The organism is Bradyrhizobium sp. USDA 4486 (assembly GCF_054057995.1).
The window spans coordinates 7,620,095-7,636,061 of sequence record NZ_JBSRZV010000001.1 but is presented as its reverse complement, the minus strand read 5'-3'; the positions used below and the strand labels follow the sequence as shown (position 1 = coordinate 7,636,061).

Sequence of the window (15,967 nt, the reverse complement as noted above, 5' to 3'; positions counted from 1 at the left end):
CACAACGATAGCACGTTTCCTGCGAGAGGTATTGAGTTGCGGCATCCGCTCGACATCGTCGCCATGTTCGCCGCGCTCTGGCTGCTGGCAGCGATGGTGCTCGATGCGCTGACGCCAAAAGAGCTGACGGCGGTGATGATCGGCATTGCGATCGGGCCCGCCATCGTCATCACCGCGGTATTCTACTATCTGCGCTGCCCGCGCACCGATTTCGCGGTGATGTTCGCAGCGCTCTGGCTGATCTCCGACATCGCCATGGCCTTCATCTCGCCGACGCAGCTGCCGCATTTCCTGATCGCGCTCGGCTTTCTGCCAGCCTTGCTGATCGGCCTCGTGCTGCACTGGCAACGCTTCCAGCGCCGCCACGAACGGCTGCCATTGCCTTCGGCAAAGCGCGGTTAGCGCGGCAGCAGGTTGGTCTTGGCGAGGTCGAGCACCTCGTCGCCACGGCCGTTCATCACCGCGCGCAGCACCCAGAGGCTGAAGCCCTTGATCTGCTCGGGCGTGATGGTCGGCGGCATCGACAGCTCCTGCTTCGCCGTGATGACGTCGAGCAGCGCCGGCCCGTTGTGCGCCAACATTTCCTTCATCGCGCCCGGAAGCTCGCCAGGATCCTCGACGCGTTTGGCGAAGATGCCCATCGCGCGCGCCATCGCCGCGAAGTCCGGATTCTCCAGGTCGACATTGGTGTCGACGAAGCCGGCCGCCTTCATCTCCAGCGCGACGAAGCCGAGCACGCCGTTGTTGAAAACAACCACCTTTACCGGCAGCTTCATCTGCGTCAGCGTGATCAGATCGCCCATCAGCATGGTGAAGCCGCCGTCGCCCGAGAGCGAGATCACCTGCCGTCCCGGCTGCGCGGCCTGCGCGCCGATCGCCTGCGGCATCGCATTGGCCATCGAGCCATGCACGAACGAACCGATCAGCCGACGGCGGCCATTCATGTCGAGATATCGCGCGGCCCATACCGTGGGCGTGCCGACATCGGCGGTGAACACGGCATCGTCGGACGCGTGGTCGCTGATGACCTTGGCCAGATATTGCGGATGGATCGGTTTGCTGCCGGGGGTGCCCTTGGCGAGCGAGTCGAGGCCTTCGCGGGCCTTCTTGTAGTGCGCGATCGCATCGTCGAGATGCCGGCGCTGCGTCTTGGTCTTGAGCAGCGGCAGCAGCGCCTCGATGGTCAGCTTGACGTCGCCGACGAGGCCGAGATCGATCTTGCAGCGGCGGCCGAGATTTTCCGGGCGGATGTCGATCTGCGCGACCTTCGTATCGGTCGGAAAGAACTGCTTGTAGGGGAAATCGGTGCCAAGCATCACCAGCGCGTCGCAGGCATGCATCGCGGCGTAGCCCGAGGAGAAGCCGATGAAGCCGGTCATGCCGACATCGTAGGGGTTGTCGTATTCGACATGCTCCTTGCCGCCGAGCGCATGCACGATCGGGCTCTTCAGGGCTTCGGCCAATTGCATCAGCGGCGCGTGCGCGCCGGCGCAGCCGCGGCCGCAGAACAGCGTGATGCGCTCGGCGCCGTTGAGGAGATCGGCCAGCGCCTTCAGCTCATCGGCCTGCGGCACGATCTTCGGTGCGGACAACGCGAGGCCACGCGTCGTCGACAGTGCACGCTTTGGCGGCGCGCGGAAAGCGACGTCGCCGGGCATGGCAACGACGGCGACGCCGCGCAGGCCGACCGCCGCGCGGATGGCGTTCTCCAGCACATAAGGCAATTGGCTCGGATCGGAGACCAGCTCGCAATAGTGGCTGCATTCGCGAAAGAGGTTTTGCGGATGGGTCTCCTGGAAATAGCCGCCGCCGATCTCGGCGGTCGGAATCTGCGCCGCGATCGCCAGCACGGGGACGCGGCTGCGATGCGCATCGAACAGGCCGTTGATAAGATGCAGATTGCCCGGACCGCAGGAGCCCGCGCAGACTGCGAGGCTTCCCGTCATCTCGGCTTCGCCAGCAGCGGCGAAGGCCGCGACCTCCTCGTGCCGGACATGGATCCATTCGATAGTGCTGCGGCGGCGCAGCGCCTCGGTCAGCGCGTTCAGGCTGTCGCCGACGATGCCGTAGATGCGCTTGACGCCGGCCTGCTCGAGCGTTGCCACGAACAGATCGGCCACGTTGTTGATCGCCATGTCGGTCTCCTGATCTCGCTGATGCAGCAAGATAGGATAACGCGGGGCGGTGACGGCATCACGGCTTGTTTATTGCGCGCTCAGTCTTTCGCAATCGCCCGATCATAGGCCACAATCGTCGCCTTTGCGCGCGCCGCGACGTCGGCGGCCGACATGCCGGGCTTGTAGAGGCTGGAGCCGAGTCCGAACGCAGTCACGCCGCCCTTGATGTACTCGGCAAAATTCTGGTCGGAGACGCCGCCGACGGCGGCGATCATCACACCCGCAGGCAGCACGGCGCGGATCGCAGCAACGCCGGAGGCACCCAGCACGCTTGCCGGAAAGAATTTCAGGCCCGATGCGCCGGAGCGCGCCGCGAGCAGCGCCTCGGTCGGCGAGAACACGCCGGGCAGGGTCACCATCCCGTGCTGATGCGCGCGCGCCAGCACGTCAGCATCGACATTGGGCGAGACCATCAGCTTGCCGCCGACGTCGTTGAGCCGATCGACATCCTGCGCGGCGAGCACCGTGCCGGCGCCGATCAGCACGCCGGCCGGCGCGAGCTTCACGGCGGTTGCGATCGAACGGAACGGATCGGGCGAGTTCAGGGGAATCTCGATCGCGGTCATGCCGGCCTCGATCAGCACGCCGACGATGAGCTCGGTCTCCTCCGGCTTCACGCCGCGCAGGATCGCGACCAGCGGACGCTGCATCGATGGAAAAGGTATACTCATCTGAAAAATCCCTCTACGTCGTCCAGATCGCCGCGGCGGCCATGGACAGGCCGCGGCGGACCGCTTCGTCCGCATCGACCGGCCGCACGGTCACCGACAATGCATCGAAAGCGTGGCGATACAGCGCTGCCAGCCGCCCCGACGCAATCAACGTGATGCCGGCGTTCGGCAGAGCGCCCGAAAGCCCCGCCGCCAGCTCGGCACCGATCAGCGTGCCCGACAGCGTTTCGCGCGCCGCAGCCGGCGTGCCGCCGAACAGCAGCTGACGCGAGCGCGCGGTGAACAGAAGGTTGGCGGCGAAGGCCGGAGCTTCGTAAGCAGCTTTCACGGCGGCCTCGAAGCTCGCAACGTCCTCGGCGTCACCGGCGCCGGCCACCGCGAGCGACAGGATCGTCTCGCGCGAAACGACGCTGAAGAGCTCGCCAGTCATGAAGGTGGAAAAGTGGACGACCGTACCGTCCTTCACCCGCACCCATTTCGAATGGGTCCCGGGCATGCAGACCAGCGCCTCGCCGGCGGCATCGAGGCCAAGCGCGCCGAGCAGTTGCGTCTCTTCGCCGCGCATCACGTCCGGCGCGCTTGCGTCGCGCTGGGCGATGCCAGGCAGGATGCGAATGTCGCGGGCCTCACCCGGCACGCGCGCGGCCTGCTTCAAGATGGCCGCGAGCGGCGCCGGCGTGTCGACATAGCCGGCCTCGATCCAGCCGGTTTTTGCGCCGGCCATGCCGCAGACGAGAATGGGCAGACGAGCGGGCGCCTCGACTGCGGCAAGATGCGATTGCAGCACGCCGGCAAACCCGGTTCTGGCTGCGGCCAGCATGCCCTCGCCGCTGCGGCGCTCGGCCAGCACCTGGCCGGCACGATCGACCAGCCAGAGGCGAAAACTGCTGGTGCCCCAGTCCACCGCGACAAAAGCGGGTTCGGTCATTGTGGCGCGCATCCTTGTCTCACCGGCAAGACGGCGTCTCGCGACGATGAGACGGACGCTTGCAAATCCGCCCCGGGATATCGGCTATTGCGGCCGCGAACCAGTGTTTTATCGCAGGTCTGAGGCGCGGGCCGCGCTGGCACACGCCTTGCTGAAGCCTCTCCACTCACATCCGTGAACCGCGCAGCAAGACGCGTCAATATCAGATGAGGAAACCCATGGAGATCGGCTATTTCACGATGCCTTCGCATCCGCCAGAGTGCGGCCTGAAGGAAGGAAACGACTGGGACCTGCAAGTCATGCGCTGGCTCGACGAGCTCGGCTATCAGGAAGCCTGGGTCGGCGAGCACCACACCGCCCCCTGGGAACCCAATCCCACGCCGGACCTCCTGATCGCACAGGCCTTGATGCAGACCAAGCGCCTGCGCATCGGGCCGGGCGGCTTCCTGCTGCCCTATCACCACCCGGCCGAGCTCGCCAACCGCGTCGCGATGCTCGACCACATGTCCGAGGGCCGGCTCAATTTCGGCGTCGCGGCGAGCGGCCTGCCGAGCGACTGGGCGATGTTCAACGTCGACGGCATGAGCGGGCAGAACCGCGACATGACCCGCGAGGCGCTGGAGATCATCCTGAAGCTCTGGACCGAGCCCGCGCCGTTCACCCACAAGGGCAAATACTGGACGGTGACCAAGCCGGACACGATGTTCGACTTCCTGAAGCCGCACATCAAGCCGCTGCAGGCCCCGCATCCGCCGATCGGCGTTGCGGGCCTGTCGAAGAACTCGGACACGCTGAAGCTCGCCGGCGAGCGCGGCTTCATCCCTATGAGCCTCAACCTCAACCCGGCTTATGTCGGCAGCCATTGGGACTCCGTGGAAATCGGCGCGGCCAAGACCGGTCGCAAGCCGAACCGGCAGGACTGGCGGCTGGTGCGCGAGGTGTTCGTCGCCGACACCGACGAGGAGGCCTGGAAGCTCTCGACCGGTGACATGATGGGCCGGATGATGCACGAATACTTCCTGCCGCTGCTCGGGCATTTCGGCTTCAAGGACTATCTCAAGCACGCCCCTGACGTGCCCGACAGCGACGTCACCGTCGAATATTGCGCCAAGCGGAACTGGATTGTCGGCTCGCCCGCTACCGTCGCCGAGAAGATCGAGAAGATCTACGAGGAAGTCGGCGGCTTCGGCGTGCTGTTGGTGTTCGGCTTCGACTACAAGCACAAGGCCGAAGCCTGGCACCATTCCCTCTCGCTGCTCAAGAACGAGGTGATGCCGCGCCTGACGCATCTCGGCTCCGCGCGCAAGGCAGCTTGACCCGATACGGGTGCGGCGCGATCGTGCCGCACCCGCTTTCATTTCGGAGATTTCCGCGTGAGCGTCGACGCAAAGGATTTCAAGCAGGCGATGCGGCAGTGCGCCGGCGCGGTCGCGCTGGTCACGGTCGGCGCCGAGCACGGCAAGCGCACGGGATTGACGGTGACGTCGGCCTGCTCACTGTCCGACAATCCGCCGTCGCTGATCGTCTGTGTCAACCGAAACGCAAGTGCGCACGCCCGCATCCGCGAGGAAGGCGCCTTCGCGATCAACTTCCTGCACGAGGATCACGCGATACTGGCGCTGACCTTCAGCGGCCAGAAGGGCGTCAACGGCGATGACCGTTTTGCGTTCGGCCAGTGGACGCGCGGGGTGACCGGCGCACCGGTGCTGACCGACGCGGTCGCCGCGTTCGACTGCGTGCTGGCGCAGGAGTTCGAGACCAAGACGCACTCGATCTTCGTCGGCGAGGTGCGCGGTGTAACGCATTCGGCGACCGCCACACCGCTCGTTTACTTGCGCAGCAGCTTCCACACGCCGCAGGAAATCCGCGAGACCGTTACAGCCGGCGATCTCGATTCGCGGCATCTGAGCTGGACGGATTTTTCGTAAAGGCGCTCCTTCCCTTCTCCCCTTGTGGGAGAAGGTGGCGCGTAGCGCCGGATGAGGGGTATCTCTCCGCAAATTCGGGTGAGAGTTGGATTCGCGGAGAGATATACCCCTCACCCGTCTCGCCGCTTCGCGGCGAGCCACGCTCTCCCACAAGGGGAGAGGGGAAGAGGGGCGCTACCGCGTCGTCTCGATCTTCAGCTGCTTGATCTTGCGGTACAACGTCGCGCGGCTGAGTTTTAGGGCACGCGCTGCTTCCGTCACGCGTCCGCCGTGCTTGCGGAGCGCATCGGTGATCGTCGCGCGCTCGGCTGCCGCAAGATCGGTCCCCGCGGCTCTGCCGCCGAACGGCGGCAGATCCAGATCCGCATCCGTGATGACGCGGTCCTCCGCCGTGCAACCGGCAAGCCGCAGCACATGGCGGAGCTGGCGCATGTTGCCGGGATAGGGATACGCCGTGAGCAACAACCAGGCGTCATCCGACAGGCGGCAGTTCGGCGCTTCCTCGCGCGCGACCTGGCGGATGATATCGTCGCGGTCCGCGCGATCGCGTAAGGCCGGCAGCCGCACCTCCATGCCGCGCAGGCGGAAATAGAGATCGGGACGGAAGGCGCCTTCCTCCGCCATGCGACCAAGATCGCGATGGGTGGCGCTGATCAGGCGGATGTCGACCGGCACCGGCCTGCGCGCGCCGAGCGGCCAGACCTCGCGGTTCTCCAGCACACGCAACAAGCGCGTCTGCAGCGCGATCGGCATGTCGCCGATCTCGTCGAGGAACAGCGTGCCGCCGTCGGCCTGTACGATCAGGCCCTTCGAGCCGTCGCGCCGCGCGCCGGTGAAGGCGCCGGCCTCGTAGCCAAACAGCTCGGCATCGATCAGGCTTTCCGGCATTGCCGCGCAGTTCAGTGCAACGTAATTGTTGCGCGCGCGGTTGCTCGCGGCATGAATGGCGCGCGCGAACACGTCCTTGCCGACGCCGGTCTCGCCATGCAGCAGCACCGGCAGATTGTGATCGCCGATGCTCCGCAAACGCTTGACGCTCTTGACCAGGCCGGGATCGCGGCCGGCGAGCCGGTTCAGCGCGTCGAAGCGGTCCGCAGGCACATCGCGGCGCGGAACAGGCGACCTCGTACGTAGCGGCGGCGCGATATGGCCCTGACCTAATGCACTGCCGTCGGCGCGGCGCAGCTCGACGCGTTCGTCCGCGTTATGCGCGGCGTGATGATCGAATTTGATATAGCGCGACAGATCGATGCCGGATGCGATCATGCCATCGGTGAGACCGAGCAGCGCACGCGCCGAGCGGCAGGCGCCCACGATGCGGCGGTCATCGTCATAGGCGATGAGTCCGTCGCCCGGCACGGTCGCGATCCAGGCATTGCGGAAATGACCGCGGAAGATCGCGCCCTCCATCCGCCGCGTCGCCTCCATCGTCACCGCCAGCGCGAGCTGATGCGCGGCGCGCTCGAGATCCTCGCGGCAGGAGGTGATGTTGATCGCGCCGGCAAGCCGCCCGGCCTGATCGAACAGCGGCGCCACCGCGCAGGAGAACATGTGCCACTGCGCACGGAAATGTTCGTCGCGATGCACCAGGATGGGCTTCTTCTCCGCAAGCGCGGTGCCGAGCCCGTTGGTGCCCTCGAAGGTCTCGGCGAAGTTGGAGCCGGTGTAGATCTTCCAGTCCAGGAACATTTTTGCGTCGGCCTCGCCGGGCAGGCGGCTGAACAGCATGGTCGCATTCGCGTCAGCCAGATTGACGCAGTAGCCGGCATCGCGCAGCACGCGCGCGAGATCGTCGAGCTCCGGCGTCGCGAGCCTGATCACCTCTTCCAGGGGTTCTGCGACGTGACGGATCTCGGCCTCGGTCAGCGTCTGCGGCGGGCCTTGGCGGGCGGGATCGAGCTTGTGGCTGATCAGGCAGCGCCGCCAGGAATTGGCGATACGCGAGGAGGCATCGACGTCGGCCACATGATTGGCGACGGATAGAACACGGGCGACATGGTTCGAGGCCGATAAGCTGGCCATCGCGGACGTCTCCACCCTGTATTGTTGTGCAAAGTCTGGCAGCACGGGCGGGGATGTCAATCGGGAACCGGGAACGACCGAGTGGCGCGCTGTCTCGAGCTGTCATTCCAGGGCGATGAAGCATCGAACCCGGAATCTCGAGATTCCGGGTTCGCGCTGCGCGTGCCCCGGAATGACTGCTGGAGCAACGGCCGCGGCACAATCAAAATTGCTGCACCGCCCTCACCACGTGTCGATACACGGCCGCTTCTTCTCCGTCCTCGGCGCAGGCTTCGGCACCGAGCGCAGGCCGGCCATGATCCAGCGCCGTGTCTCTGCGGGGTCGATGACGTTGTCGATCTCGAACACCGAGGCGATCGAGACCGCCTTGCCGTTGGCATAGAGCTCGGCGACCTTGTTGCGATAATACGTCTCGCGCTCCTCGGGGTCGGCGATCGCCTCCATCTCCTTGCGGAAGCCGAGGCGGACATAGCCTTCCAGACCCATGCCGCCGAACTCGCCGGTCGGCCAGGCCGCGGTGAAGAACGAGGCATGGAAGCCTCCGCCGATCATCGACTGCGCCCCTAAGCCATAGCCCTTGCGCAGCACGATGCCGAACAAGGGCACGGTGAGGCTCGCACCGGTCACGAACATGCGCGAGACATGGCGGACGATCGCGGTTTTCTCGGCCTCGGGGCCAACCATGAAGCCGGGCGTATCGCAGAGCGAGACGATGGGCAGATCGAAGGCATCGCAGAGCTGGAGGAAGCGAGCGGCCTTGTCGCCGGCGTCGGCATCGATGGCGCCGCCGAGATGGCGCGGATTGTTGGCGATGAGGCCGAACGGCTTGCCTTCGATGCGGATCAATGCGGTGATCATGCCGACACCATAGTCGCGGCGCAGCTCCAGCACGCTGTCCTTGTCGGCGACGAGGTCGATCACGCTGAGGATGTCGTAGACGCGCAAACGGTTCTCCGGGATGGCGCGGCGAAGCAGGCGCTGGTCGGCGGCTTCCCACTCCGTCACCGCGCCCTGGAAATAGGACAGGTATTTTTGCGCGACACGCGTCGCTTCCTCCTCGTCCGCGACCAGGATGTCGATGACGCCGTTCGGGCACTGGAATGTAACGGGCCCGACCTCGGCTGGATGATAGACACCGAGGCCGCCGCCCTCAATCATGGCGGGACCGCCCATGCCGATCGAGGCGTTCTTGGTGGCGATGATGACGTCGCAGCAACCGAGCATCGCGGCGTTGCCGGCGAAGCAATAGCCGGAGACGACACCGACCACCGGCACGAGGCCGGAGAGCTTGGCGAACTGGACGAAGGACGGGCCGTCGAGGCCGGTCATGCCGAGCCGGTCGGTATCGCCGGGACGGCCGCCGCCGCCTTCGGCGTAAAACACCAGCGGCACGCGCCAGTCTTCCGCAAGCGTGAGCATGCGGTCGATCTTCTTGTGGTTCATGTGGCCCTGCGTGCCCGCGAGCACGGTATAGTCATAGGCGACGACGATGCATCGCGCGCCTTCGGGTCCGAACTTCTCTGCGTTGACGGTGGCGATGCCCATGACGAGGCCGTCGGCCGGCGTGTTCTTGATGAGATCGTCGAGCTTGCGGCGACGGCGCTGGGCGGCGATCGCAAGACTCCCGTATTCCATGAACGAGCCATCGTCGACGAGCTGGTCAACATTCTCGCGCGCGGTGCGCTGGTTGGTGTTGCGGCGGCGCTCGACCGAGGCGGGGCGGTTCGCATCGAGCGTGTTGGCCTGGCGCGCGATCAGCTCGGCGAGATCAGGACGGATACGGTCGAGATCGATGTCGGCTTCCGCCGCCGTGCTGTCAGCCGCAACGTCGAGCGGCTCCAGATACAGGATCGGCTCGCCATGCATCAGCGTGACGCCGTCGCCGGCGACGAGTTTTGTCACGCGACCGCCCTGCTCCGCCATGACGAGATGCTCCATTTTCATGGATTCGATCACGGCGAGCTGCTGGCCGGGTCGGACGATTTCGCCCTCTTTCACCTGGACGGTGACGATGGTGCCCTGCAGGGGCGCTGCGACCATCACTGACCCTTCGGGCACGATTTGCGCGATATGCGCTTCCGCGCCGTGACCGCTGCGCTCCGTCGCCACAAAATAGAGCGGCTTTGCGGCACCATCGGCCGCTTCGACCAGTTTTGCGATGTTGCGATCGATGAAGTCGGTCGCGATCCGGTTGGTCCTGAAATCGGGATGCGCCAGCACTGCCTGCAGAAAGGCGATGTTGGTGACGACGCCGTCGATCCGGAACTCGCGCAAAGCGCGCGAGGCCTTTGCGACAACATCATGCCAGGCTTCGCCCGGTGTGTGCACGATGACTTTTGCCAGCAGCGAGTCGAAGGCGGCGCTGGTCTTGTAGCCGGCATAGCCAAAGCTATCGACGCGGACGCCGGGTCCGGACGGCGGCTCGAACACGGCGAGCACGCCGCCGGTCGGATGGGTCGCGCCAGTTTCGTCCAGCGTCTCCATGTTGACACGGAGCTGCATGGCATAGCCGCGCGGCTTCGAGATCGCGCTCTGCGCAAGGCCGAGCGAGGCCAGCGTGCTGCCGGCTGCGACCGCGAGTTGGGCCCGGACGAGGTCGAGGCCAAGCACCTCTTCGGTCACGGTGTGCTCGACCTGGAGCCGCGGATTGGCTTCGATGAAGGCAAAGCTGTCCTCGGCAGCGCCATCGACCAGGAACTCGAAGGTGCCGAGATTGTCGTAAGCCGCAGCTGCCGCAAGCTGCTTCGCCGCCTCGATGATACGGCCGCGCAAACCCTCGCTGAGCGAGGGGCTCGGCGCGACCTCGATCAGCTTCTGATGGCGGCGCTGGATCGTGCATTCGCGCTCCCAGAGATGGGAGATCGCGCCGTGCTTGTCGCCGATGATCTGCACCTCGATATGGCGCGCCTGCCGGACCAGTCGCTCGGCGTAGACGCCGTCGAGACCGAACGCCGCCTTGGCCTCGGACCGGCAGCGGGCATAGGCCTCCGCAAGATCAGACGCCTTCTCCACCACGCGCATGCCGCGCCCGCCGCCGCCGGCCATCGCCTTGATCACGATCGCGGCGCCCTTGCCGAGGGATTCGAAGAATGCCGTGACCTCCTCCAGCGACGACGGGCCGCTGGTACCTGCGATGATCGGCACGCCGTAGCGCTTTGCAAGTTGCCGTGCCGCAATCTTGTCGCCGAACAGCTCCAGCGCGGCCGGCTTCGGTCCGACAAAGGCAATCCCTGCGTCAGCGCAGGCTTTCGCGAACGCGGCATTCTCACTGAGGAATCCATAGCCGGGATGCACGGCATCGCAGCCTGCGTTCTTCGCCGCCTTCACGACAGCGTCGGTGTCGAGATAAGCCCGCGCGCCGCGGCCAGGAATTTCGACCGCCTCGTCGGCGACGCGCACATGCAGCGACAGCGCATCGTCAGCGGGATGGATCGCGACCGTCGCGATGCCGGCATCGGCCGCCGCGCGCGCGATGCGGATCGCGATCTCGCCGCGATTGGCGATCAGGAGTTTCTTGAACGACATGCGGCGTCTCCATGCCCGCGCGGGCCGCGGGTCGGCAGGTTCGATGATCCTGCTTCTTCACTTTAGCCGCAGCCGTCAAGGGCTGGAAAGCCGGTCGGACGTCGGGTCCCGCCCTCCGGAATATCAATGGCCCGCACGCGCCGCCACGCGGTGAATAATCCGCGCCACGGCAGACGCGACTGGCGCCGCATCAAGCCGCCCGCACGCCCGCCACGAAGGCGCTGACCTCGTTCTCCAGCGATTGCAGCTTCTGAGTCAGCCGACCGCTCGATTGCAGCACGAGGCCGGCGGCCTGGCCGGTTTCCGCCGTCGCATCAGTGACGCCGGAGATGTTTTGCGAGACCTGGTCGGTGCCGGAGGCAGCTTCCTGCACGCTGTGGGCAATCGCCTGCGTCGCGGCGCCCTGCTCCTCGACGGCAGCCGCGATCGAGGAGGAGATCTCGTTGACCTCCATGATGGTCTTGCGGATGCTGTCGATGTTGCCGACGACCTGGTTGGTCTCGGCCTGGATCGCGGCGATCTGCGCGCCGATCTCGTCGGTCGCTTTCGCGGTCTGGCTCGCCAGCGACTTCACTTCGCTGGCGACCACCGCAAAACCCTTGCCGGCTTCGCCCGCACGCGCCGCCTCGATGGTGGCGTTGAGCGCGAGCAGATTGGTCTGCGAGGCGATCTGGTTGATGAGGTCGATGACCTCGCCGATCTTGTGCGCGGCGGCGGCGAGCCCCTGCACGGTGTCGTTGGTGCGCTGGCCGTCGGCGGCAGCCTTGTCGGCGACGCTCGCTGCCTGCGCGACGCGCTGGCTGATCTCGGTGATCGAAGACGACAGCTGGCCGGCGGCGGAGGCCACCGTCTGCACGTTGCTGGAGGCCTGCTGGCAGGCGGTGGCGACGAAGCTGGCGCGGTCCGTCGCCTTGTTCGCGGTTTCCGACATGCCCTGCGCGGCCTGCTGCATCGCGCGCGCCTCATTGAAGACGTCGCGGACCACGGCCTGCACGCTCGCCTCGAACTTGCCGGCGAGATCGGCCATGGTCTTGCGCTTCTCGTCGTCGGCCTTCTGCTTGGCTTCCTGCTGCTCGGCATGCATCCGGCCCACCGCCGACGCATTGTCCTTGAACACGGCGAGCGCCTTGGCGAGCCCGCCGACCTCGTCGCGGCGATCGGTATAGGGCACATCGAAGGCGCTGTCGCCGGCCGGCAAGGCGTTCGGTCAGCGCGGTGATCTTCGCCAGCGGCTTGGTGACGCTGCGCCCGATCACGAAGGAGGCGCCGAGCACGAGCGCGAACACCGCAAGGCACACCAGCGCGAACGTCGTCGCGTCCTGCCGGAACACGGCGTCGACGTCGTCGAGATAGATGCCGGTGCCGATGATCCAACCCCAGGGCGCAAAGCCCTTCACATAGGAGATTTTCCCGACCGGCTGGTCGAAGCCGGGCTTCGGCCAGAGATAGCCATAGAAGCCCGCGCCCTGTTTCTTGACGACATCGACGAAGCCGAGGAACAGCGCATTGCCGGCGGGGTCCTTCATCGCGGAGAGATCCTTGCCGTCGAGCTCGGGCTTGATCGGATGCATGACCATCTTCGGGGTCATGTCGTTGATCCAGAAATACTCGACCTTGTCGTAGCGCAAGCTCTTGATCTCGGCCATTGCGCCGGCCTGTGCCTGCTCGCGCGAGAGCTTTCCGTCGCTCTCGAGCTTTTGGTAGTGCGCCAGGATGCCGTAGCCGACATCCACCATGTGCTGCGTCTTGGCCTGGCGGTCGGCGATCATCTGGCTGCGCAGGGTCGACAGCGCGATTGGCGCCATCGCGATCATACCGAGAAGGCTGATGCCGACAATCAGGACCAGCTTGAAACTGATGCGGGAGAAAATCATCGGTGCTCGCACGAATGAAGAGGGCTGATATGCCAATTTATCCCGGCTCCCTTAGCAAAGCTCTAAACATTCGGGTTCCCGTCGCCCGAGGCGGAGTGACATGGCCGCATTCCGCGGGAGCTGCCTTTTGCGGCGAGGTCGCGAGTTCACCTGACGCCCGCGCGTGACGCGATCCGCGCTATCCGACCGCAACGCATGTCTCCATGATCCGGTCGAGCTCGGCCTTCGAGAGCACGCCGAGCTCGGCGATGAAGACGATCCGCGATCGCGGCACGCCTTCCGCGGGTGCATCGCCCGGCGCGAGCGTGGCGCGGCCGCCGGCGAACTGGAACACCATCATCCGGCCGGGCTGCTCGATCGTCTCGAACAGGCCCTTCGCGCGCGCAAGCTTGGGCGCGAGCCGGCCGATCGCCTGCTGCAAGCGCGGCAGCGAGAGCGGCTGCTCGGAGGTCCAGCTCAGCGTCTCGAACCGCTCCTCTGCCGGGCGCTTCGGCCCTGGATCGCGCGGCGCGGGCACACGATCCTGGGTCGCCGGGAATAGCAGCGCGGACGGAATCTCGCCGTGGCTCGCATCGACCACCACGGCGGGGACGCGCTGTGCGCGGATGGCCTCGCGCATTCGCGCGCCGGCGCCCTCGTCCGCCAAATCGAGCTTGCTCAGCGCCACGATATCGGCGACGCGCAGCTGCGAGCGCTGAAGAGCGTCTTCGAGCGCTCGAGGCGGAGTCGCCGCGTCGATCACGCAGAGCACGGTCTCCAGCGGCGCCTCGCGCAGGATCACGGGGTCCATCAGGTTACGGACGATGTCGGCGGGATCGGCGACGCCGCTGGTCTCGATGACGATGTACTCCGGCTTCGGATCGCGCCGCAGCAGCGTCGCGAGCGTACGCAACAGATCGCCTTGGAGCGAGCAGCAGATGCAACCATTGGAAAGGTTGACCACGCCGTCGCTCGCACCCGCGATCAGCTCCGCATCGATGTTGATCGCGCCGAAATCGTTGACCACGGCGGCGATTCGCCGTCCCTCCGCGTTCGCCAGCAAGTGATTGACGACCGTGGTCTTGCCGGCCCCCAGAAAGCCCGTCACCAAGAGAATGGGGACCGGCATGGGTCAGCCCTCGACCATTGGTCGGCGCACGGGTTTTCCGGGCCGCGCGGCCACATCGAGCACGCCGTCAGTGATGAGCGGCTGGCCGCTGACGATTAGATGCCGCACGCCTTCCGACGGGCGGTTCATCGCCGTGAAGGTCGCGCGGTCCGAGAGCTTCTCGTAGTCGAACACGACGATGTCAGCATCGGCGCCCCTATCGAGCCTGCCCTTGGCGCGCATTGCGGGCGTGCTTTGCGACAGGATCTCCGCCGGGATCAGCGCGCATTTGCGCACGCCTTCCAGCAGCGACACGGTCTTGCGCTCGCGCACCCATTCGCGGATGAATTTTGTGAAGCAGCCGGCCGAGCGCGGATGCGAGGTGGCATCGTCAGGCAGTGGCCAGGCGTCGCCGGTGTAGGTCTTGCCATCCGACGTCGTCCACGGCATCGCATCCGACGCGATCGCGCCGCCGGGATACAGCACCGACATGTCGAGCAGGTCGCGGTGATGCGCATTGTTCTCGGTGTCGAGGATGTGCCAGAGCACGAGCGAGGACGGCTCCTCGGCCTGCGCCTTCAAGAGCTCCTCGCGGTCGTTGAAGCGATAGCCGTCGGTGACGCGCTGCACCGAGTCGTAGCCGGTGCCGTTGCGCTCGACGAATTGCGGATCGCTGAAGAAGGCGGCGGCCAGCACGGTCGAGCCGGTGCCGTAAGGATAGGCCTCGACCGTGATCGGCAGGCCCTGGGCCTGCGCCTTCTCGACCAGCATGCGGCAGCGCTCGATGTCGGTCTTGCTCGAGGAGTTGAAATGGCAGATGTGCATATGCGCGCCGGTGGCGCCGGCATAGCCGATCAGGCGGATATAGGCCTCGGCCGCACTTTCCGGGTCGATGCGCGACATGTAGGCGACCTGGGTGAAGGTCGGCACGTTCTGCTTGGCGGCGAGCTGGCAGACCGCGGTCAGCTCCTGCACGCCGGCGCCCGGCGCATAGGCGTTCAAAATGCCGATGCCGATGCCGCCTTCGTTGAGGCCGCGCGAGAGGCGCTCGAGAATGCCTGATACCTCCACGTCGGTTGCGACATTGTCCATCCAGCGGCGGTCGCGCATCGCGTTGCCGAACGCCTCGAGCGAGCTCTCGGCATTGGAGCCCGTCATCGCGCCGATGCGCGCAAAGGCCCAGTTGGTGGCGGCGCCGTAGTTCAGCACGCGGCCCTTGCGCGCCTGGCGGTCATACCAGGAGCCGACCGGCAGCACGCCGGCCTCCAGATCAAGCGTGGTCGTCACGCCGTCGAACGCCTGCATGCGGTCGGCCGGGATCGACTGGCCATGGGCATGCAGATCGATGAAGCCGGGGGCGACCACGAGGCCGCTGGCGTCGATCACCCGCTCGGCGCCGCCGAGACCTGTGCCGACCGCGGCGATCTTGCCGTCCACCACCGCCACATCGCCAATGGCATCCATCCCGCTCGCGGGATCCACCACCCGGCCGCCAGAGATCACCAAGCCGCTCATGTCAAAACTCCTCCGCGCTGAAACAGCATCAAGGCAGATTCCGGGAACAACGACCACCCTCCTCGATGCCGATGCATCATGCTCGGATAGGAGATCATTTGGCAGGTGGGTGTCGGACATGCGCCTGCAGTCTCGCGGCATGGTTTGCCCGAGCTGTGCTTTTCGCTTCACCCCTTCGAAAAAAGGGCGCAGGGAAGACCGCATAGGCGTTAAGTTTATTCTTGAGTGTTGGAATCACAC

10 protein-coding genes and 1 pseudogene are annotated in these 15,967 nt (G+C 65.9%); 3 read left to right on the top strand and 8 right to left on the bottom strand.

Annotation, left to right across the window (positions count from 1 at the left end; all coding sequences use genetic code 11):
* Positions 1-36: 36 nt before the first annotated feature.
* Positions 37-402 carry a hypothetical protein gene (locus ACVWY3_RS36105; RefSeq protein WP_456842704.1) on the top strand — a complete coding sequence of 122 codons (366 nt, stop codon included), beginning with the start codon at positions 37-39 and terminating at the stop codon, positions 400-402.
* Here the strand turns inward: ACVWY3_RS36105 and poxB are convergent.
* From poxB to ACVWY3_RS36090, 3 genes are all read right to left on the bottom strand, one after another.
* The gene (poxB, locus tag ACVWY3_RS36100; RefSeq protein WP_456842703.1) at positions 399-2,135 is read right to left on the bottom strand and encodes a ubiquinone-dependent pyruvate dehydrogenase; all 1,737 of its coding nucleotides are present in this window, start codon (positions 2,133-2,135) and stop codon (positions 399-401) included. The genes ACVWY3_RS36105 and poxB overlap by 4 nt on opposite strands.
* Positions 2,136-2,215: 80 nt before the next feature.
* Positions 2,216-2,848 (bottom strand): 2-dehydro-3-deoxy-6-phosphogalactonate aldolase, encoded by a 633-nt coding sequence (locus ACVWY3_RS36095; protein WP_456842702.1) that lies wholly within the window; start codon positions 2,846-2,848, stop codon positions 2,216-2,218.
* 13 nt (positions 2,849-2,861) lie between these two features.
* Complete coding sequence (locus tag ACVWY3_RS36090) at positions 2,862-3,776, bottom strand: 2-dehydro-3-deoxygalactonokinase (RefSeq protein WP_456842701.1); 915 nt, start codon at positions 3,774-3,776, stop codon at positions 2,862-2,864.
* 218 nt (positions 3,777-3,994) lie between these two features.
* Here ACVWY3_RS36090 and ACVWY3_RS36085 point away from each other — a divergent pair, with 218 nt between their 5' ends.
* Positions 3,995-5,092 (top strand): LLM class flavin-dependent oxidoreductase, encoded by a 1,098-nt coding sequence (locus tag ACVWY3_RS36085; RefSeq protein ID WP_456843539.1) that lies wholly within the window; start codon positions 3,995-3,997, stop codon positions 5,090-5,092.
* A 57-nt stretch (positions 5,093-5,149) separates the two neighbouring features.
* A complete protein-coding gene (locus ACVWY3_RS36080) occupies positions 5,150-5,704 on the top strand; it encodes a flavin reductase family protein (protein WP_456842700.1) in 555 nt (184 codons plus the stop codon).
* Between the two features lie 174 nt (positions 5,705-5,878).
* Here ACVWY3_RS36080 and ACVWY3_RS36075 read toward each other — a convergent pair whose 3' ends face one another.
* The 5 genes and pseudogenes from ACVWY3_RS36075 to ACVWY3_RS36055 form a co-directional block, all read right to left on the bottom strand.
* The gene (locus tag ACVWY3_RS36075) at positions 5,879-7,726 is read right to left on the bottom strand and encodes a sigma-54-dependent Fis family transcriptional regulator (RefSeq protein ID WP_456842699.1); all 1,848 of its coding nucleotides are present in this window, start codon (positions 7,724-7,726) and stop codon (positions 5,879-5,881) included.
* A gap of 222 nt (positions 7,727-7,948) precedes the next feature.
* Complete coding sequence (locus ACVWY3_RS36070; RefSeq protein ID WP_456842698.1) at positions 7,949-11,251, bottom strand: carboxyl transferase domain-containing protein; 3,303 nt, start codon at positions 11,249-11,251, stop codon at positions 7,949-7,951.
* 190 nt (positions 11,252-11,441) lie between these two features.
* A pseudogene (locus tag ACVWY3_RS36065) lies at positions 11,442-13,125 on the bottom strand (methyl-accepting chemotaxis protein).
* A gap of 178 nt (positions 13,126-13,303) precedes the next feature.
* Entirely contained in the window at positions 13,304-14,233 is a 930-nt protein-coding gene (locus ACVWY3_RS36060) for a CobW family GTP-binding protein (protein WP_456842697.1), read from the bottom strand.
* A gap of 3 nt (positions 14,234-14,236) precedes the next feature.
* The gene (locus tag ACVWY3_RS36055; protein WP_456842696.1) at positions 14,237-15,727 is read right to left on the bottom strand and encodes an amidohydrolase family protein; all 1,491 of its coding nucleotides are present in this window, start codon (positions 15,725-15,727) and stop codon (positions 14,237-14,239) included.
* Positions 15,728-15,967 lie beyond the last annotated feature (240 nt).

Excerpts from the sequence above, each read along its gene's own strand:
- ACVWY3_RS36075 (WP_456842699.1), bottom strand. The coding sequence starts at position 7,726 with ATGGCCAGCTTATCGGCCTCGAACCATGTCGCCCGTGTTCTATCCGTC.
- ACVWY3_RS36055 (WP_456842696.1), bottom strand. The coding sequence starts at position 15,727 with ATGAGCGGCTTGGTGATCTCTGGCGGCCGGGTGGTGGATCCCGCGAGC.
- ACVWY3_RS36090 (WP_456842701.1), bottom strand. The coding sequence starts at position 3,776 with ATGACCGAACCCGCTTTTGTCGCGGTGGACTGGGGCACCAGCAGTTTT.
- ACVWY3_RS36085 (WP_456843539.1), top strand. The coding sequence starts at position 3,995 with ATGGAGATCGGCTATTTCACGATGCCTTCGCATCCGCCAGAGTGCGGC.
- ACVWY3_RS36070 (WP_456842698.1), bottom strand. The coding sequence starts at position 11,251 with ATGTCGTTCAAGAAACTCCTGATCGCCAATCGCGGCGAGATCGCGATC.
- ACVWY3_RS36060 (WP_456842697.1), bottom strand. The coding sequence starts at position 14,233 with ATGCCGGTCCCCATTCTCTTGGTGACGGGCTTTCTGGGGGCCGGCAAG.
- poxB (WP_456842703.1), bottom strand. The coding sequence starts at position 2,135 with ATGGCGATCAACAACGTGGCCGATCTGTTCGTGGCAACGCTCGAGCAG.
- ACVWY3_RS36095 (WP_456842702.1), bottom strand. The coding sequence starts at position 2,848 with ATGAGTATACCTTTTCCATCGATGCAGCGTCCGCTGGTCGCGATCCTG.